At 41.6% G+C, this 19378-nt stretch carries 21 protein-coding genes, 1 other RNA gene and 1 pseudogene; 16 read left to right on the forward strand and 7 right to left on the reverse strand.

The features are described 5' to 3' along the window. The first annotated feature begins 70 nt into the window (after positions 1 to 70). The 9 genes from IEY42_RS12455 to IEY42_RS12495 all read left to right on the forward strand — a co-directional run bounded on the left by IEY42_RS12455 (position 71) and on the right by IEY42_RS12495 (position 9182). Positions 71 to 1150 carry a pilus assembly protein PilM gene (locus tag IEY42_RS12455; protein WP_188925531.1) on the forward strand — a complete coding sequence of 360 codons (1080 nt, stop codon included), beginning with the start codon at positions 71 to 73 and terminating at the stop codon, positions 1148 to 1150. Beyond that, complete coding sequence (locus IEY42_RS12460; protein WP_188925532.1) at positions 1138 to 1722, forward strand: PilN domain-containing protein; 585 nt, start codon at positions 1138 to 1140, stop codon at positions 1720 to 1722. Before IEY42_RS12455 ends, IEY42_RS12460 begins: the two co-directional genes overlap by 13 nt. Continuing rightward, the gene (locus IEY42_RS12465; RefSeq protein WP_188925533.1) at positions 1719 to 2336 is read left to right on the forward strand and encodes a type IV pilus inner membrane component PilO; all 618 of its coding nucleotides are present in this window, start codon (positions 1719 to 1721) and stop codon (positions 2334 to 2336) included. The genes IEY42_RS12460 and IEY42_RS12465 overlap by 4 nt, the downstream gene beginning before the upstream one ends. Further along, positions 2336 to 2854 carry a pilus assembly protein PilP gene (locus IEY42_RS12470; protein WP_188925534.1) on the forward strand — a complete coding sequence of 173 codons (519 nt, stop codon included), beginning with the start codon at positions 2336 to 2338 and terminating at the stop codon, positions 2852 to 2854. The genes IEY42_RS12465 and IEY42_RS12470 overlap by 1 nt, the downstream gene beginning before the upstream one ends. A gap of 21 nt (positions 2855 to 2875) precedes the next feature. Continuing rightward, positions 2876 to 4924, forward strand: a complete 2049-nt coding sequence (locus tag IEY42_RS12475) for a type IV pilus secretin PilQ (protein ID WP_188925535.1) — start codon at positions 2876 to 2878, stop codon at positions 4922 to 4924. Positions 4925 to 5200: 276 nt separating this feature from the next. After that, complete coding sequence (aroK, locus tag IEY42_RS12480; protein ID WP_011635865.1) at positions 5201 to 5716, forward strand: shikimate kinase AroK; 516 nt, start codon at positions 5201 to 5203, stop codon at positions 5714 to 5716. 9 nt (positions 5717 to 5725) lie between these two features. Then, positions 5726 to 6802, forward strand: coding sequence for a 3-dehydroquinate synthase (aroB, locus tag IEY42_RS12485; RefSeq protein ID WP_188925536.1), 1077 nt, complete (start codon positions 5726 to 5728; stop codon positions 6800 to 6802). Between the two features lie 18 nt (positions 6803 to 6820). Then, positions 6821 to 8215 carry an ATP-binding protein gene (locus IEY42_RS12490; protein WP_188925537.1) on the forward strand — a complete coding sequence of 465 codons (1395 nt, stop codon included), beginning with the start codon at positions 6821 to 6823 and terminating at the stop codon, positions 8213 to 8215. Positions 8216 to 8345: 130 nt separating this feature from the next. Next, positions 8346 to 9182: a Dam family site-specific DNA-(adenine-N6)-methyltransferase gene (locus IEY42_RS12495; protein ID WP_188925538.1), complete on the forward strand. Its 837-nt coding sequence runs from the start codon at positions 8346 to 8348 to the stop codon at positions 9180 to 9182. A gap of 280 nt (positions 9183 to 9462) precedes the next feature. On the opposite strand, the gene IEY42_RS12500 is transcribed toward IEY42_RS12495, so the two are convergent. Together IEY42_RS12500 and IEY42_RS12505 are read right to left on the reverse strand one after the other, a co-directional pair. Further along, positions 9463 to 9642 (reverse strand): DUF2970 domain-containing protein, encoded by a 180-nt coding sequence (locus IEY42_RS12500; protein WP_188925539.1) that lies wholly within the window; start codon positions 9640 to 9642, stop codon positions 9463 to 9465. Positions 9643 to 9647: 5 nt separating this feature from the next. Beyond that, a complete protein-coding gene (locus IEY42_RS12505) occupies positions 9648 to 10019 on the reverse strand; it encodes a hypothetical protein (protein WP_188925540.1) in 372 nt (123 codons plus the stop codon). Positions 10020 to 10371: 352 nt separating this feature from the next. On the opposite strand from IEY42_RS12505, the gene rpe reads away from it, so the two are divergent. The 3 genes from rpe to trpS are packed head-to-tail and all read left to right on the forward strand — an operon-like array spanning position 10372 to position 12800. Then, positions 10372 to 11040, forward strand: a complete 669-nt coding sequence (gene rpe / locus IEY42_RS12510) for a ribulose-phosphate 3-epimerase (protein ID WP_188925541.1) — start codon at positions 10372 to 10374, stop codon at positions 11038 to 11040. A gap of 31 nt (positions 11041 to 11071) precedes the next feature. Further along, positions 11072 to 11764, forward strand: coding sequence for a phosphoglycolate phosphatase (locus IEY42_RS12515; protein WP_188925542.1), 693 nt, complete (start codon positions 11072 to 11074; stop codon positions 11762 to 11764). Positions 11765 to 11801: 37 nt separating this feature from the next. Next, the gene (gene trpS / locus IEY42_RS12520; protein ID WP_188925543.1) at positions 11802 to 12800 is read left to right on the forward strand and encodes a tryptophan--tRNA ligase; all 999 of its coding nucleotides are present in this window, start codon (positions 11802 to 11804) and stop codon (positions 12798 to 12800) included. 108 nt (positions 12801 to 12908) lie between these two features. Here the strand turns inward: trpS and IEY42_RS12525 are convergent, their stop codons facing one another. From IEY42_RS12525 to IEY42_RS12540, 4 genes are all read right to left on the reverse strand, one after another. Then, the gene (locus IEY42_RS12525) at positions 12909 to 13484 is read right to left on the reverse strand and encodes a BON domain-containing protein (RefSeq protein ID WP_188925544.1); all 576 of its coding nucleotides are present in this window, start codon (positions 13482 to 13484) and stop codon (positions 12909 to 12911) included. Continuing rightward, entirely contained in the window at positions 13481 to 14074 is a 594-nt protein-coding gene (locus tag IEY42_RS12530; RefSeq protein WP_188925545.1) for a phosphoheptose isomerase, read from the reverse strand. The genes IEY42_RS12525 and IEY42_RS12530 overlap by 4 nt, the downstream gene beginning before the upstream one ends. Before the next feature lie 127 nt (positions 14075 to 14201). After that, on the reverse strand, positions 14202 to 14528 hold the full coding sequence (locus IEY42_RS12535; protein ID WP_188925546.1) for a YraN family protein: 327 nt from the start codon (positions 14526 to 14528) through the stop codon (positions 14202 to 14204). Next, a complete protein-coding gene (locus IEY42_RS12540) occupies positions 14525 to 16357 on the reverse strand; it encodes a penicillin-binding protein activator (RefSeq protein WP_188925547.1) in 1833 nt (610 codons plus the stop codon). Before IEY42_RS12540 ends, IEY42_RS12535 begins: the two co-directional genes overlap by 4 nt. A gap of 89 nt (positions 16358 to 16446) precedes the next feature. Between IEY42_RS12540 and rsmI the strand changes: the two genes are divergently transcribed. The 4 genes from rsmI (at position 16447) to IEY42_RS12555 (ending at position 19279) form a co-directional block, all read left to right on the forward strand. Continuing rightward, a complete protein-coding gene (rsmI, locus tag IEY42_RS12545; RefSeq protein ID WP_188925548.1) occupies positions 16447 to 17289 on the forward strand; it encodes a 16S rRNA (cytidine(1402)-2'-O)-methyltransferase in 843 nt (280 codons plus the stop codon). Between the two features lie 54 nt (positions 17290 to 17343). Continuing rightward, an RNA gene (rnpB, locus tag IEY42_RS12550) (RNase P RNA component class A) lies at positions 17344 to 17711 on the forward strand. Between the two features lie 249 nt (positions 17712 to 17960). Continuing rightward, positions 17961 to 18134 (forward strand): DUF6538 domain-containing protein, encoded by a 174-nt coding sequence (locus IEY42_RS22720; protein ID WP_373292830.1) that lies wholly within the window; start codon positions 17961 to 17963, stop codon positions 18132 to 18134. 92 nt (positions 18135 to 18226) lie between these two features. After that, a complete protein-coding gene (locus IEY42_RS12555) occupies positions 18227 to 19279 on the forward strand; it encodes a DUF3258 domain-containing protein (protein WP_188925549.1) in 1053 nt (350 codons plus the stop codon). Here the strand turns inward: IEY42_RS12555 and IEY42_RS12560 are convergent. Next, positions 19198 to 19378 (reverse strand): annotated as a pseudogene (locus tag IEY42_RS12560) (IS3 family transposase); the annotation flags it as partial. The gene IEY42_RS12555 and the pseudogene IEY42_RS12560 sit on opposite strands and share 82 nt — an antisense overlap.

Here is a 19378-nt window from a genome sequence, read left to right on the forward strand (position 1 = left end):
CAAATACTTATAACGAGTTGATTATGTGCTAATCTCTTATAAAATAATAATAGAATTGTGATGACGGACTATGCTTTCTAAACTGTGGAAGCGGCAAGCACCTCAGATGGTTGGGATTGATATTGGGTCTCATGAAATAAAAGCCATTCTGTTGAGCAAGACTGCTGATGGATATAAAATTCAAAATCATGCATCTGTTCCTGTTAAGAAGGGAGCCGTAGTCGATCATGATATTCGAGATTCTGAAGCTGTAATGGAATCATTGCGACAGGTTAAGCGTATTTTACCTAAATCGGTGAAGTTTGCTGCTGTTGCTGTTTCCGGCTCGGCTGTTATGACCAAAGTCATCTATATGGATGCGGCATTAAACGAAGAAGAAATGGAGGCTCAGATTGAAATTGAAGCTGACAACCTCATTCCTTATTCAATAGATGAAGTCAGCATCGATTTTGAGCGACTCAGCCCAAATATCACCGACCCCACTAAAGTTGATGTATTACTCAGCGCATGTCGCAGTGAAAACATTGACTCTCGCGTTGATGCGTTGGATGCCGTCGAACTGGATGTAAAAGTCGTTGATGTTGAAGCGTATGCCTTAGGCCGCTCAGCCGAATTGATTTATGGCCAGTTACCAGAAGGCGCTAAAGATAAATCAATTGCCATGGTTGATATTGGTGCGAACATGACTACGTTTTCTGTTGTCGAAAAAGGTGAGACCACCTTTATAAGAGAGCAAGCTTTTGGTGGTGAGTTGTTTACTCAGTCTATTTTGTCATTTTACGGCATGCCTCATGACGAAGCTGAACGCGCTAAAGTCACTAATCAACTGCCTCGAAATTATATGTTTGAGGTATTGTCCCCGTTTCAAACTCAATTATTACAACAAATAAAGCGTACTCTTCAAATTTACTGTACTGCAAGTGGTCGTGAAAAAGTTGACTACATCGTGCTTTGCGGCGGCACGGCTAAATTAGAGGGAATGGCAGAGTTACTCACCAATGAGTTAGGTGCTCACACCATTGTCGCCGATCCTTTCCAAGGCTGTTTACACGCAGATGACACCATGAAAAGCCAACTTCAACCTACTATGAGTAAGTATATGGTGGCATGTGGTCTTGCGTTGAGGAGTTACGCTCAATGGCGAACATAAACCTTTTACCATGGCGTGAAGAGTCGAGAGAAAAACAAAAACGCGACTACATCGGTATACTTGCGCTTGTTTTTTTAGTGACCTCATTATTAGTTTATCTTTTCATAAGCTTTTTAGAGTTAGTGACAGACGATCAGCGTCAACGTAACGCTTATCTTGATTCAGAAATTGCTTTGCTAAACACGCAAATTGCTGAAATTAGAAAAATCACTGAACGTAAAAAAGACATTGAGCGTCGCACAGAAATCATTCTTAATTTACAGCAATCACGTAATTTACCTACTCATGTATTAGATGAACTCGTTCGTATAGTGCCTCCGGGAATTTACCTTTCTAGTATTGAGAAGAAGGGCAGTATCTTGTGGATTGAAGGGCGCAGCGAATCGAATAACAACGTCGCCAATATGATGAGAAAAGTGAAAACATCACCTTATTTAAATGATCCTAATATGCAGTCTATTGTGACGCAAAATGAAGAGTTAAGACAATTACAAAGCTTTAAATTGCGCGTGACAATTCGTGATGATTCACAATCAACCGCTGTCGATACCAGCCAAGGAGCGAGAAAATGAATCTCGACCTAGACCAATTTAATGATATCGATTTTGATAATATCGGTGGCTGGCCTAAGCTGGTTAAAATTGTGTTTGCCGCATTTTTGTCTTTATGTGTTATTGGTGCAAGTTATTATTTGTTTATTTCAGATACCCTTGATGTCATGGAAGCTGAGCAGCAAAAAGAGATACAATTACGTGAAGATTTTGAAAATAAATATCGCTTAGCTGCAAACTTAAAACTTTACCGTGAGCAATTGGTGGTGATGGAAGCACAGTTTGCTGAATTATTAAAAATGTTACCGTCAGAAAATGAAATGCCAGGCTTGTTAGATGACTTAACATTTGTAGCAACTGATGCTGGACTGCGTATTAATAGCCTAGATTGGGACAATGAAATTGAACGAGATTTTTATATCGAGTTCCCAATAAAAATGGCTGTTCAAGGCGATTACCATAAAATAGGCAATATGGTCAGCGGAGTTGCCAAGTTGCCACGAATAGTAAGCTTGCACGATTTTGTGATTAAGCGAAATGATGCTGGCGGTTTATCAATGGATATTCTTGCTAAAACTTATCGCTTTAAAGAAGGTGCTGAGTTACCACCACAAACAAATAAGGGGCAGAAATAATGAAATTACTTCCTCTTTTTGTGATTATGTCGTTTTTATTAACAGGTTGTATTGGCGATCGTAGTGATTTAGAGCTATTTGTTACTACTACTAAGGCGCAACATGTCGCACGTATACCGCCTTTAAAAGAAACACCTAAGTTTGAACATTTTGCATATCAAGCAGAACTTATGCGTAGCCCTTTTGTTCCGCCTTCAAGGGAGTTAACAGAAGAAGTAATCGATACGTCAAAGGACTGTTTACAACCAGACTTAAAACGTCGTAAAGGTCGCCTAGAGACTTATGCGCTCGACAATTTAAGAATGCGCGGAACACTGAGTGAAGATGGTACTATTTGGGCGTTAGTCGAATCAACTGATGCTAATGTATATCGTTTAGGTGTGGGTGAATATTTAGGGCTTTATCATGGCCGAATTGCAAAAGTTACGCCGCAATTTATCGAAATTATTGAATTAATCCCTGATGGTTCAGGTTGCTGGGCAGAAAGATCTAGCAACTTAGAATTATCAGGAAAATAAAGTGCGAAGGATGAGGGAATAATGGAATCTTCTGCCGCGATGAAAAAAGCAATAACAAACTCATCATTGTGTAAAGCGCTTATAAGCGCGGTGTTGTTCGTGGCTATTGTGCCAAGTGCATTCGCCGCTAATCGCCTTATGGATGTAAAATATCATTCTATTGTTGATCACCAACTAGAAGTCGAATTTGTATTTGAGTCAGCAGTGATATCACCTGTGGTGGATTTGTCTGCTGATCCTGCAGAGATTATGCTTAACTTTGCCGATACAATTTCAAACCTAAATAAAGGTGTGATACCTGTTGATCAAGTTGGCGTAGAGCAATTAACGGCTCAACAACAAGGTGGCGACTTGCAAATAGTTGTTGCCTTAAGTCAGGTTAAGCCATACCAGGGTAAAATTGTTGGTAACAGTTATCGTTTAACCATTAACGATGATGTAGCAGGCCCTGACCAGGTAAGTAATCCGTTTGTGAATGGGATTAAAAGTATCGATTTTCGTCGCAATAAAACCGGCGGTGGTGAGATATTATTTAACTTAAATAACCGCTCTGTTGCTGCAAACGTTGAACAAGTTGGTTCAAAGCTCGAAATCAAATTATATAATACTGACATTGGTAATGATTTATTGTACGTGATGGACGTACAAGACTTTGCGACCCCAGTTAATAGTTTTGAAACCTTCAAAGATGACTTAACAGCAAGAATTATGGTTGATGTCGATGGCAACTATGATTACAACTATCGTCAAGACGGCGATGTATTTAAAGTCAGTGTAGATAAAGTTGAACGAGTGTCAGTGGCTAAAGAAGCTAAAAAATATAATGGTCGCTCACTATCTTTAAACTTCCAGAATATTTCAGTGCGTACCGTTTTACAGATTATCGCAGATTATAATAATTTTAACCTAGTCACTAGCGACACAGTTGAAGGTGATATTACCTTACGTTTAGACGATGTACCTTGGGACCAAGCGTTAGACTTAATATTACAAACAAAAGGTCTTGATAAGCGCATTGAAGGTAATATTTTAATGGTTGCGCCAAGTGAAGAACTGGCTATCCGTGAAAGTAATGACCTTAAGAATAAACAAGAAGTAAAAGAATTAGCGCCTCTGTATTCTGAATACTTACAAATAAACTATGCAAAAGCTCTTGATATTGCCGAGTTATTGAAAACGCCAGAATCAACGTTATTATCAAACCGTGGTAGTGTAGCCGTTGATGAACGTACCAATACATTATTGGTAAAAGATACAGCTGACATTTTAGAAAACGTACATCGCTTAATTGAAGTGCTCGACATTCCAATCAAACAGGTACTCATCGAAGCTCGTATGGTGACAGTAAAGGATGATGTCAGTGAAGACTTAGGGGTACGTTGGGGTATTACTGATCAACAAGGCTCAGATGGCACATCAGGTACGCTTGAAGGTGCAAGTGATATTGCCGGTGGTACTATTCCAAGCCTAGACGACCGCTTAAATGTAAACTTACCGGCATCAGCGACGTCTGCTACCAGTATTGCTTTCCATGTTGCTAAGTTAGCCGATGGTACAGTGCTCGATTTTGAATTAAGTGCATTAGAGCAAGAAAACAAAGGTGAGATTATTGCCAGCCCACGTATTACCACTTCAAACCAGAAGTCGGCATACATTGAGCAGGGTGTTGAAATTCCTTATGTAGAATCTGCTTCTAGCGGTGCAACAACGGTAACCTTTAAGAAAGCGGTGTTATCTTTACGTGTTACACCACAAATTACCCCAGATGACCGCGTTATCCTTGATCTTGAGATTACTCAAGATTCACAAGGTAAAACCGTTGCAACAGCCACGGGTGAAGCGGTAGCGATTGATACGCAGCGTATTGGTACTCAGGTATTAGTGAATAATGGTGAAACGATTGTGCTGGGTGGTATTTATCAACAAAACCTTATCAGCAACGTGAGTAAAGTGCCTGTTTTGGGTGATATTCCCTTAGTGGGCTTCTTATTTAGAAACACATCTGACACCAATGAGCGTCAAGAGTTATTGATATTTGTGACACCTAAAATCGTAACTGAAAAACTGTAATCTAGACAACGGCATAAGTTAAAATTGACCATAAAAAGCCAGCATGCAAAGCTGGCTTTTTTGTTGCGAGTTATTCAGTTTTCTAAGCCCTTTATACATGACATAATCTGTTGGGAATTAATTAAATCAGTATAAATCGCTGCGATGACTTGCAAGCGATAGCCCTAAGCTGAGATAATCCTCCGTCAAGTCTCATTAGAGCAAGGTTAAATTATAGGTCGGCTTGAGTTTAAGTCGATAAGGCATTCTTCCATATAAGATTCAGACGTATACGAAATGGCTGAAAAACGTAATATTTTTCTGGTAGGCCCTATGGGCGCAGGTAAAAGCACAATTGGTCGCCATCTGGCACAAATGCTGCATTTAGATTTCCACGATTCAGATCACGAGATTGAACAACGTACTGGTGCAGATATTGCCTGGGTGTTTGATGTCGAAGGTGAAGAAGGCTTCCGTCGTCGTGAAGCCCAAGTCATCGGTGATCTTTCAGAAAGGCAAGGTATCGTTCTCGCAACAGGTGGTGGTTCTGTTCAGAGTAAAGATATCCGCAACTATCTTTCTGCTCGAGGTATAGTAGTTTACTTAGAAACAACTATCGACAAACAAGTCGCGCGTACTCAGCGTGATAAACGTCGTCCGTTGTTACAAGTAGACGATCCACGCGAAGTTCTTGAAAGCTTAGCTGAAATCCGTAATCCTTTGTATGAAGAGATTGCTGATGTCATTGTTAAGACGGATGAACAAAGCGCAAAGATCGTCGCAAACCAAATTATCGAGCAACTAGGCTTTTAGGTAGAATTCATGCAACAGATTCAGGTTCAATTAGGTGATAGAAGTTACCCCATTTACATTGGCCAGAATTTGATGAATGACAGTGAGATTTTTACTCGCTATCTACAGCATAAAAAAGCTTTAATTGTTTCAAATGACACCATTGCTCCGTTGTACCTAAAACAGGTACAGCAGGCGATGAGTGCCTGCACATCTATTGAAACAGTTATTTTGCCTGACGGTGAAAAATACAAAGACTTACAACACCTCGATAAGATCTTTACCGGTTTACTTGAGCATAATTTCGCTCGAGATTCTGTGCTGGTTGCTCTTGGCGGTGGTGTAGTTGGTGATATGACTGGCTTTGCGGCAGCATGTTATCAGCGAGGTATTGATTTTATTCAAGTGCCGACAACCTTACTGTCTCAAGTTGACTCATCTGTAGGGGGTAAAACCGCAGTGAATCATCCTCTGGGTAAGAACATGATTGGTGCATTTTACCAACCTAAGTCAGTGATTATCGATACCTTATGTTTACAGACACTACCTGCAATTGAATTTGCTGCAGGGATGGCTGAAGTGATCAAATATGGCGTTATTTGGGATGGTGATTTTTTTCAGTGGCTTGAGCAAAATGTACAAGCGTTAAAAGCGCTGGATACCGATGCACTAACCTATGCCATTGCAAAGTGCTGCCAAATCAAAGCTGATGTAGTTGAGCAAGATGAAACTGAGCAAGGTGTACGCGCATTGCTTAACCTTGGTCATACTTTTGGTCATGCTATTGAAGCTGAAATGGGCTATGGCGTTTGGCTACACGGTGAAGCTGTTGCCGCTGGAACCATACTCGCGGCGCAAACAGCATACAAAATGAAGCTGTTAGATGAGGTTAGTGTTGAGCGTATTACCTTGTTAATGCAAGCATTTGACCTGCCGGTAACAGCGCCAGACTCTATGGATTTTGATAGCTTTATAAAGCATATGTGCCGAGATAAAAAAGTACTAGGCGGTAAAATCCGTTTAGTGTTACCAACCCAAATTGGCCATGCTGATGTGTTTAGTGAGGTAAGTGAAGACTTACTTAACCAGGTTATCAGTCGCGCGTAAATACAGTGTGGTGACGTTTTGACAACTTCAGGTCTATTGTTACTTCCCACTCAAGAAGCGCTAGTACAGCGTTTGCAACATATTACCAGCTACAGTGAACAACTGCTGGTGTTATGTGGTGAGAAAGGCGCAGGTAAATCAACGCTTAGTGCTGCGCTGGCAAGTGAGCTTGATGATTACAATTCTGCATTGATTATTTGCCCGCAACATGCAGATAGCGCTGAAATTCGTCGTAAAATATTAGTCCAGTTAATCTCTGCCCCGATTTTTGATGATGAACGTCCTTTGATGGACACTGTCCTTCGAGTTCAATCAAGCCTCAAGAAACCGCTGCATATTATTATTGATGATGCTGATTACTTGCCTAAAGATATCTGGGCTGAGTGCATTTTATTAAGTCAAATTCAATGTGCAGGAAAATCTGTAGCAGTGACCATGACGGTTGAGCCGAGTTTCTGGCGAACATTGATGGCCGATCTGACTGATGAAACTCGGGCACTGTTATTACAGGTTAATATTGAGCCGCTGCCGAGTGCTGAGCGTGATGGCCTTTATCAAAGCTTGCTATTACGTAGTCAAAAAACGCCTTTTATTCCTCGAGAAATCATTCATAAACAACTCGAAAAACAAAACGGCACTCCTAAAGAGGTTGTCGAGTTGTTAACCCTGGCGTTAGAGGCACCAGAGGAGGGAACGCAAAGCAAGCCCTTTGCTGTGAGAGTCGCGACATATTTCTTTTTCATTGCCATAGTATTAAGTACTATCTGGTTTGCTTACCAATATACCTCGTTGACTGATGTGCCAGCTTCAACACAAGAACTCACGGTAGAGCAAACCGCACAACGTCAAAAAGCAAACCAGTATTTGTTAGATTACGCTAAACAAGATTTAGCCGGATACTTTGAACAGCGACAGTTTTCTCAAATAAAAAAAGCTGCAAACGAACAAGCTAATGCACTTATACAGCAACAAGTTGAAGCAGAGTTAACCTTAGAGGTTGAAGCTGTTGAACCTGAAATTATGCCAGAAGATAATCATGCCGATATAGAGGTTAACTCTTCTTTAGATGGGTTGTCATTTCAAGGAGAGCTGCCAAAAGCGCAGGCTCAAGCGGTATCTCAGCCTAGCCAAATTGTTGAAAGAGATAACACCCCTGCTAAAATAAAGGGCTTTACCTTACAGCTTGTTAGTGTCCATGATAAATCATCATTATCGCCTATTTTGACTAAGCTAGCGCAAGAGAAGCAAGTGTATGTGATGAGTCACCAACAACGGTTTGTGATTTTCCTAGGCGATTTTAATACTGCACCAGAAGCTTCTACTAAAGCAAAGCAGATCCAAACCGAATACCGTTTAGCTGCGCCCTGGGTAAGAAAGTGGGCAGACTTAACCGAATATAAGCGACTAGAATAACCTGTTAGCGGTGTGAGGCTCAGGTGAAAAATATCGATATCCAAAACAATAATTTCTTTTTAGCCGATGATAAATCGCATTAAACAGAGTACAATCATCAGCTTTAATTTTGCTGGCATAGTTCCTATTCATGATAAAAAAGCATAGAGCCTTTCTAAAGTGGGCAGGCGGAAAATATAAACTCGTTGATGAGCTAGCAAAGCACCTCCCAGATGGAAACCGTCTTATTGAACCTTTTGTCGGTGCCGGTTCCGTGTTTCTGAATACTGACTATAAGCAATATTTACTGTGTGATATTAATCAAGATTTGATTAATCTCTATGAAATTGTCAAGCAGCAGCCAGACGTCTATATTAAGGCTGCTAAAGCAATGTTTGTCGATGAGATGAACAACAAGGACGCGTATTATCGTGTGCGTGCAGAGTTTAATTTATCACGCGATCCTTTCACTCGTTCAGTATATTTTTTATATATGAATCGTCATGGTTTTAATGGCTTATGTCGTTACAATCGAAAAGGTGGATTTAATGTTCCTTTTGGATCGTATAAAAAACCATATTTTCCTGAAGCTGAAATTCGTTACTTTTCAACCAAGGCGCAACAAGCCACGTTTAAATGTGTCAGTTACGAGCAAGCGTTTGGCTTAGCCAAAAATGGTGATGTGATTTACTGCGATCCGCCTTATGCGCCTTTATCAACTACCGCCAGTTTTACCACTTATGCCGGGCCAGGTTTTAGTCTCGATGACCAAGCGCTACTTGCGCGTCATTCAAGACATATTGCCCACGAGCGTGATATTCCGGTATTGATCAGTAACCACGATATTCCCCTTACTCGAGAGTTGTATCGCGGTGCTGCTTTTTCAACAATTTCAGTGCAACGTAATATCAGCCAAAAAGGCAGTTCACGTAACAAAGTTGATGAGATTATGGCCTTGTATGATCATCACTATCGTCATGAGGATTAAGGTACGTTGAACTGAGTCCGTCATTTTGCTCATGATATTAAATTGGTTGAGCGATGAGGGACTTCCTGCTTGGTGTGCTCACAAAATTGATTCTAAATAAACACCGCCATAGACGTATTATCGCTTCTACCGCCACATCGAGCATGTTTATGTGCATCTCTACTGCATTATCTGCTTTGTATTGATTACCACCATACCCAAAGCTTCGGCCTTAACGCCTACGTTCAGCAATTAATCATTCACACGTTATCAAGCTTAAAAAAGAGATGGGATTTTATGGCTAGCCAAGTATTTGGTTTACAATTAATATTAAGGATATGACTAAGCCAATGGCAAGAATAATGCCCATAATAATAAAAGGGAGTGGTGATTGAGATTGGAAATCTTTTTGACGATTTTGTTCAGTTTGTACCCCAAAGAAGGCTGCAATCGTGCTACTGAATACGCGCCAAAATGACATGATGGCTATATCTTTTCAGCGCTACTGGAGGTGGGCATATCTTGCAAGGGTTTATCTTTGTGACCGTGGATCAATTCGAGTAAATCGATAAAATGAAATTGGCTAGAGCGGCTATTACCTGTGACCCAATTTCCCCAGCTGACGTTATTTGATTGCTCTGCACAGCGGTTAGATGGGTGGCTACTTGGCAAACTGTTGTTATAGCTTTTGCTGTTGTCGCAAACACACGTTTTAGTTTGAGCGGTTTTGACCTCATGGGCCATCATAGCTTGGCTCAACAGCAAAGCGCAGGCAGATGTTGCAAATACAGCATAAACCGGTGCTGGTAAAAATTTACCATCACGACCAGAAATCTTGCTCAATAATTGCTTAACCATAAGGTTTGCCCTATCCGTGGTTTATGCCTAATACCTAATATTGTGTCACCGCATTAATATAGCAATGACAGCGTAATAGTGCCAATCTTGTCGCAGTTATCAACCTAGCGTTATAACAGAGTTAGTATTAATCAAGTGTTAAAATGTAACTCTACATTTTATAACTCTAACATTATAGCAAAATAGCTTAGTTATTGAACACAGCTTTATTGGTTAAAAGCAACAAATCCGACTTCTGGTCTATTTTTTGATAAATATCCTTAATAGAAAGCCTTTTTTGCCATTAGAGCCTAGAGGCTTGGGGCTGCAAAGGGTAAAATGTCGTCACTTTGATCTGCCTATAGAGAAGATTATGCGCCCATTTTTAATTGCACCATCAATTTTATCTGCCGACTTCGCCCGTTTAGGTGATGATGTACAAGCGGTATTAGACGCTGGTTCTGACGTGGTTCACTTTGATGTGATGGACAACCATTACGTTCCGAACCTCACCATTGGCCCTATGGTTTGTAGTGCATTACGCGACTATGGGATTACCGCCGATATTGACGTTCATTTAATGGTTAAGCCTGTCGATCGTATCATCCCTGATTTTGCTAAAGCAGGGGCTTCAATCATTACCTTTCATCCAGAAGCATCTGAACATGTTGACCGCACATTGCAGTTAATTAAAGAATCTGGCTGTAAAGCGGGTTTAGTGTTTAACCCTGCAACCCCTTTGCATTACCTTGACCATGTTATGGATAAATTAGATGTGATTTTATTAATGTCAGTAAACCCTGGCTTTGGTGGTCAATCATTTATTCCGGGTACCTTAGATAAATTACGTCAGGTTCGTGAACGCATCGACGCCAGTGGCTTTGATATTCGTCTCGAAGTGGACGGCGGCGTTAAAGTTGACAATATTGCAGACATAGCTGCGGCGGGTGCCGATATGTTTGTTGCCGGTTCTGCCATATTCAATCAACCAGACTATAAAGTAGTGGTTGATCAAATGCGTGCTGAATTGGCAAAAGTTTAATCTTAATTCTGAAATTTTTACGAGGTATCAGATGAGCCAGTGGGCAAATATTAAAGCAATTGCATTTGATTTAGACGGTACGCTCATTGACAGTGTGCCTGATTTAGCGGCAGCGACCAACGCCACTTTGGTTGAGTGTAATTTGCCTGAAGTGTCGGACGCATTAGTGCGCAGTTGGGTGGGTAATGGTGCGCAGATATTGATGCAAAGAGCCTTGAGTTATGCGTCTTCAATGGCTGAGGACAGCACAGCGCTGCAAGCGCAACTTGAGCAAGTTATGCCGCGGTTTATGCATCATTATGGTGAACATTTACAGCAACACAGCTTGTTGTACCCACATGTTTTAGAGACATTACAGCAGCTAACGCAAGCAGGCTACAAGCTTGCGATAGTGACCAATAAACCGTACCGTTTTACCGTACCGTTGTTAACTGCATTTGGCCTTGATGGATTATTTTCTGAGGTATTAGGCGGCGACTCACTGGCTAAAATGAAACCCGATCCAATGCCGCTACAACATTTATTACAACAATGGCAATTAGATAACACACAATTGCTGATGGTTGGCGACTCAAAGAATGATATTTTGGCCGCTAAAGCCGCAAATGTCATGTCGATTGGCTTGACCTACGGCTACAACTACGGCGAAGATATTGGCCTTAGTGAGCCTGACGCAGTATGTGAGCAATTTGCCGACATCGGCAACTACTTACAGTCACAATAATCTGAATTTTATAAGATAATCTGGAGCAATAAAACACATGACCAAACCCATAGTTCTCAGCGGTGCACAGCCATCAGGCGAATTGACCATAGGTAATTATATGGGCGCACTACGTCAATGGGTTGCCATGCAAGATAGCCATGATTGCTTATATTGCGTTGTTGATTTGCATGCCATTACGGTGCGTCAAGACCCGCAAAAACTGCGTGAGGCGTGTTTAGACACGTTAGCGCTATACCTTGCTTGTGGTGTTGACCCTAAAAAAAGCACGGTGTTTATTCAATCACAAGTGCCGCAGCACACTCAGTTAGGTTGGGCATTAAATTGCTACACCCAAATGGGCGAGCTAAACCGGATGACCCAATTTAAAGATAAGTCGCAAAAGCATGCCAATAACATTAACGTTGGCTTGTATGGTTACCCAGTATTAATGGCGGCTGACATTTTGCTTTATCAAGCGAATGAAATCCCTGTGGGACAAGATCAAAAGCAACATCTTGAGTTAACGCGCGATATAGCTACGCGTTTTAACAATGCTTATGGTGATACCTTTACCATTCCTGAGCCGTTTATTCCTGAACACGGTGCCAAGGTGATGTCGCTGCAAGACCCGATGAAAAAAATGTCTAAGTCAGATGATAACCGCAATAACGTGATTGGTTTACTTGAAGATCCTAAAGCGATTTTAAAGAAAATAAAAAAAGCCATGACCGACAGCGAAGAGCCGCCAATTGTGCGTTTTGATATTGAGCAAAAGCCAGGTGTATCTAACTTACTTAGCTTAATGTCAGGTTGTACTGGGCAATCTATTGCGTCGTTAGAAGCTGAGTTTGAAGGCAAGATGTATGGTCATTTGAAAGTGGCGACTGGTGAGGCTGTTGTTGGCATGCTTGAACCGCTACAAGCTCGCTTTAAAGAGTACCGTGCTGATGGTGCATTTTTAAGACAAGTCATGGCTGAAGGTGCTGAAAAAGCCCAAGCGCGTGCTGAAGTGACCATTAAAAAGGTCTACGAAAAAATTGGTTTGATTGTATAACGTAAGTCTGACTATCTACTAAAGCCAGCCATCATTTGCTGGCTTTTTTATGCATAAAAAAGCCATCGGTTATCGATGGCTTTTTCAATCTTATCAAGGCATCAGGGGTTAGGTTTCAGGTTCGATATACTCAAACACTTTAACCACTTTACGAACGCCTGCAGTATTACGGGCAATCTCAACCGCTAAGTCAGCTTGTTTGCGATCAATTAACCCCAACAAGAACACTTCGCCATTTTCTGTGACCACTTTGATACGTGTAATATCCAGGAACTTTTCATTTAACATGCGCCCTTTAACTTTAGTTGTCACCCAAGTGTCGTTGCTACGCGTGGTAAACGATGTTGGTGTGCCAATACGTATCTGGTTGTGAATTTTGCCGCCAATATCTAACTCATGTACTACTTTTATTGCTTTGTCGCGGAGCATCGAGTTAGGTGCTTGACCTATCATTAACACATTGTTGTTCATCACCACCGCAGCGATATTGGTTTGATTATTTAAGTCATCGTGTTTTGACAAGGCACTGGCAATCGTAAAATCAGCATTAGTGTCACTAATTTGCGTGCTCATACTGCGCTCGTCATTGGCCATTTTGGCGCCACTTACAGCACCAACCATAACCGCACCAGCACAACCTTGAAGCAATGCCAGTACCGAGATGACTAATAATCTAGTGATCATGCCGGCTCATCCTGCGGGAATAAAGTGCGGTCAATGTTGTCGCACAAGCAGTGAATCACTAATAAGTGAACTTCTTGAATACGTGCAGTAACATTAGAAGGCACACGGATTTCAACATCGCCAGCACTCATTAAACCAGCCATTGAACCGCCATCTTTACCCGTTAAAGCCACGATAGTCATATCACGGCTTAACGCCGCTTCCATAGCCTTAATGATGTTACCCGAGTTACCGCTAGTTGAAATAGCCAGTAAAATATCACCCGGTTGTCCAAGGGCTAAAATCTGTTTAGAGAAAATCTCATCATAGCTGTAATCGTTTGCAATCGCAGTAATCGTTGAGGTATCACAACTTAATGCAATTGCCGGTAATGGCGGACGTTCAATTTCATAGCGGTTAAGCAGCTCTGCAGAAAAATGCTGTGCATCGCCTGCGCTACCACCATTACCACATGATAGGATTTTATTACCGCCAAGTAGACATTGCACCATCATCTCTGCCGCTTTTTCAATTGACTCAGGTAGTGCTTCTGCTGCATCAATTTTGGTCTGAATCGATTCGGTGAAACTATCTTTAATACGTTCTAACATGTAACAATCCTTACGCTAATTTATGTCTATTTATGCCGAAGGTAAATAGACTATTGGCTAATCGAGCTGCATCGGTGATTTGGCCGATATGATGCCATAAAACCAAGTAATGGTAATCAGTTACGGCTTAAAAACAGCCTTGTAGCCAGTTTATTTCATCATTACTCATCGCGATGACATCAAAGCGACAAGGTGGATTCAATTTCTGTCGTTGTAAATAGTGATCAGCCGCTAAGCGGATCCGAGTAATTTGCTTTTGCGTCAGCGCATTTAGTGCGCCCCCAAATTGATTTGAGGTTCGGTATTTCACTTCTACAAATACCCATTCTTTTTGTTGGCGCATGATTAAATCAATTTCACCAAACGGGTAACGCACATTAGCCGCTATAAACGTCAGACCTTGTTGTTCAAGATAAGTTCGCGCTCGTTGCTCAGCTAATTGGCCGCGATTCATAGCGGTTTTAATTGTCCTTGGATGTACTGTCCCCAAGATAATTGGCGGTCAATTACGCCATTTTGTTTCACTGACAGTGCACCGCTGCGCCCCATAAATTGGTAACCAGGAAACGCACGCATTTGTGCTAAACGGTTAACCAGCTCTAATGAATCAAAGCCCATAACATAAAGTCTTTTTTGGCTGTTACTCCAGGAGCTCCATAATTCAGACACCATTTGGGTTTCATTGCTTGGGCGCATTAACCAAGGAATATCACTGATCATGAGTTTGTTTAGATCTTGCGCCGCTTGTTTGGACTCATTCTCTAACCGGCTGCGGCTCGTAGTGTATAACGCCACAGGTTCAGAAAACACACTAAAGTTAACGTCTAAAAATGGCTTCAATAACGCGAGGTCTTGCGAGCCAGAAATCATATAAATAGCATCAATATCCTGGCGAGATCGAAAATCAGATTCTAAACGGCTGCCCAATAAGTCACGCATTCTGCTAATACGTGCCTGACTGTCTTTTACGCCTAATGCCTCTTGCACGGTAAGTTTCATTTGGTCGCCAGCATCATAATAATGAACTTCGGCATTATTGTTGGTCAATGCAAGCCAAGTTTGTTTGAAACTGTCGGCCATACGTTTGCCAATGGGATCATTGCTGGCAAGCAGCAAAGGTAATTTAACACCATCACTAAACAATTTATGCGCAGCATCGCTAGCCTCTTGTGCTGGCGATAACGAAAAATAAAATTGATTCAGCTGTGGAGTGAAATGCTCCGTTTGGTTTAAGTATAATTGCGGCACCGTATTGGTCAGTTTGTCATTCACTTTTTGAAGCTCTTCAACTTCATTAGGCAGTAACGGACCAATAATAAACTCAGCACCTTGGGTCACTGCTTTATTGTAAGCCTCGGTAGCGCCTAGCTGTGTATCATAAAAATTAATGGTCACATTGTTGTCGTATTCAGACAAGTAGCTGGCAATAATCCCTTGGCGAATAGGCTCTGCCACCACTGCGCGTGGGCCAGTAAGAGGTAATAAAACAGCAATATTTTGCGGGTGATAAGGTTTAGCGCTTAAGGCTTTTTCTAAATCACCTGGTAATTTAATGGCTGCTGGGTGATAAGGATTATTACGTTGCCATTCACCTAAGTAGCGCACAAGCTGGGTTGGCTCTACCGCATAATGTTTAGCAATAAACGTCAGTTGTAACCAACCCGCAAAAATGGGGTTTGACGGATCGCGCATAAAAGACTGTACGGTTTCTTCTTGCAATGGTTGCAATAACGACCAAATAACATCGTTAACTGCAGTGGTTTCAGACTTAGGCAAGTAGTTACTCAATAGGCTAAGCTGCTTAGCTTGTTCAATTGGCTGCTGAGTATTTTTAAATAATTTTGCTTTAAATTGATGGTAGCTTGCCATCTGCCAGCGAGGTAACTGCCAATGCGGTGGATACTGCAATAAGTTTAATGCGGCTCCGCTGCCATTAGTCTTCTCAACAATACGGGCGCGCAAATAAATATGTTCAGCCTGAAGCGTCGGCACGTTAACCATCGTCTTTTGCATTGAGGTTAAAATGTTGGTCGCCGAATTCACATTGCCATTATTAATATAGGCATGTGCCGCGAGTAATAAAAAACGGTCACGCTTTTCTGGTAAACTGCTATTTTTGGCTTCGGTTAAGTAGATTTTAGCCGGATGTTCGGCGGCAACCAATGATGTGCTTATTTCAACATATTCTCTTTGTTTTCGTTGTTGCTCGGTAGCACAACCTACCAATAAGACAGAGAAAATTATCGCGCACACAAATTTTGTCGTATTCAGTCTTTTTAACACTTGGCTTCACTCTGTTAAGATACTGGCACTAGTTTAACCTGCTCTTACGCTGGGCGAAAGTATCAGGTAGATTCATTATCGAGGTAATTATGGACCAAATGGTCGCGCTGTATATTGTACCCACCCCTATTGGTAATTTAGGCGACATCAGCGCTCGTGCATTGGCAGTGTTGCAACAGGTCGATTTGATTGCCTGTGAAGACACAAGGCACAGCGGCAAGCTGCTCAGTCATTTTGGCATTGAAACCCGTAAAACGGCTCTGCATGATCATAATGAACGAGACCGTGCCCAATGGATTGTTGAGCAACTTAATCAAGGCAAATCAATAGCGTTGATTTCAGATGCCGGCACACCATTGATTTCAGACCCAGGTTATCACCTCGTTAATCATGTGCGTCAAGCTGGCCATCGAGTCGTGCCTCTACCGGGCGCTTGCGCAGCTATTACCGCATTAAGTGCATCAGGCTTGCCATCCGATCGTTTTAGTTTTGAAGGTTTTTTACCTTCAAAAGAAAAAGCCCGTATCGATAAGCTCGAAATGCTTAAAGAAGATCCACGCACCTTAATCTTTTACGAATCACCACATCGGATTGTATACAGTTTAAGCGCAATCGCACAAGTATTGGGCAACGATAGGCAAGTGGTTATGGCACGCGAAGTAACCAAAACCTTTGAAACATTTTTAACCGGAACCGCAGCAGAAGTGCTTAGCATGGTGCAGGCTGATGATAACCAGCAAAAAGGTGAAATCGTATTAATGTGCCATGGTTTTGCTTTATCTGATGAAGAAGGCATTCCTGCGGTTGCCGTGGCGACGTTAAAACTGTTAAGCGAAGAATTACCGCTTAAAAAAGCCGCCGCTATCGCAGCGCAAATCCACGGCCTAAAGAAAAACGCCCTGTATAAATACGGCCTAGAGTTGGATTTATAACCTCGAATGGTTTTTAGCATTGGTTTGTCGGCGTGCTTACGCTATAATCCGCGCCGAGTTGGCCAGACAGTTGCCGCGTACTTAGGTACGGGGAGGAAAGTCCGGGCTTCAAAGAGCAGGGTACCAGGTAACGCCTGGGCGGTGTGAACCGACGACAAGTGCAACAGAGAGAAGACCGCCATTTTAGCTTTGGCTAAGGTGGTAAGGGTGAAAGGGTGCGGTAAGAGCGCACCGTGCGGCTAGCAATAGTCCGTAGCAAGGTAAACTCTACCCGAAGCAAGACCAAATAGGGTTCCATTACTTTAAATAGTATGTGCGCTGCTCGCGTAGGAACCGGGTAGGTTGCTTGAGCCTGTGAGCGATTGCAGGCCTAGATGAATAACTGTCCACGACAGGACCCGGCTTATCGGCTAGCTCGTTAATTTTAGTAACCGCTTGAAATTTCAAGCGGTTTACTGAAATTAATTCAAATCATCAAGTAATATTTCAAAAAGTGGTACACCAATTGGTACACCATTTCTAAAATTTCTCATCATTTCATTTACTTCAAAAAATTGTAAGATTATGATTTTAGGCTATTTTTTATCCTGTTATTATAATCAGACACTCAAAATTTAATGCTGAAAATGTGATACACGGTTTGATACACCGTCGTAAAATCAACTGATAAAATGAAAGCGATAGCTGGCACTAAGCACCTTTATATTCGTAAAGAGTGGTTTTATTTTCGAATGAAACTACCGAAACGGTTAGGAGTTAGGGAAGTTCGGTTTTCATTAAACACTCAAGACCTCTCTTATGCACTGGTAAAGCTTCAGCGGTTTACTTTTAAATTAGCCTGTTAAAACAACTTGTTGTTAGTTCAAAATCGTTAGACTCTAGTGTAGTAAAGCCTTCACTATTAATGATAAAGGACGCTATGCTAAAGCAACTGGCAATGAGTGATATAGATGGATTGATAGCTGAACTTGAGCAAGATTATTCTAATAATGCTCATGCGGTTAATGTATTAGGCCAAGATGGTGTCCTCGATAAAAACAATCAATTCATAACAGAGTTAACCTATATCTCGCAGGCCGAGGATAATGAAACTCGAATCATTCGATTGAAAGAGGTTATTGCTGGTTTATCTGAAGCGCAGAAATGGCCTTTCATGGAAGCATTATCTTCCTTGGCTAAGTTGCTGGTCAGTATGACTGATGATGTAGATGAGGGCGGAGTAACTGAATTAGCACGACAGCTTTTATTACATAAAGGTTTTGATGTAGAGCAATCTAGTTTAGCTTTTCGTGTTTTAGTGAGTAAGCTATCTACCTCAAGTAAGTTGAAGAATGAGCTAATAAACCTAGTGGCAGAGGGTGATGCTACTAGTGAGCGAGAGCTTCAACAGTTACTGTCACCCACGGCTATACAAGTTCCAATTACCACTACCGAAGTGGCTGAAGAATCTCATTCCCCCCTGTTTTCTGAAGTATACGAAGAATTCATCACGCATAAAATTAATAAAGAAAAACTAACCACTAAGATGCAGCAGGATTACGCTCGAAGATATGCCGTGTGGAAAGTGCTGGTGGAAGATAAACCGATAGATCAATACAAGCCTAAAGATATTGGTCAATTCATCGATACCTGTTTTGAATTACCTAAAATGCACCTTGCACCGTATAACAAGATGACTTGGGAACAGCGCTTGAGTTGCGATGTGCCTGAAGAAGACAGGCAAGCATCTAAATCAGTGCACCAATATTATAAGTGGCTTCAAGGTGTGTTTGCTTATGCTAAGCGTGACACTATTGGCTATATTGAAATCTCACCATGCTCTATCAAGAGAAACTTTACGACTAATGTTCGTGGTATTTTCAATGATGCTGAATTGAAGAAATTGATTGAATCGGCTGACTGTAGTGGTCAACAAAAACTGGCCACATTCTTAGAGTTTTCCCAATACAATCGTTCGGATTCATTTGGGCTTAACCCGCCATTATATTGATGCGGCCTTAGCTGGCTGTAATAGCCAGTGATGTATCTATTTATTTCCTGCTTTGCTTCTGCAAAATTACGATAACCACATACGGGAACCCATTCCGTT

Origin of the sequence: Shewanella algicola, from assembly GCF_014648035.1 — a bacterium.
GTDB classification, from domain to species: domain Bacteria; phylum Pseudomonadota; class Gammaproteobacteria; order Enterobacterales; family Shewanellaceae; genus Shewanella; species Shewanella algicola.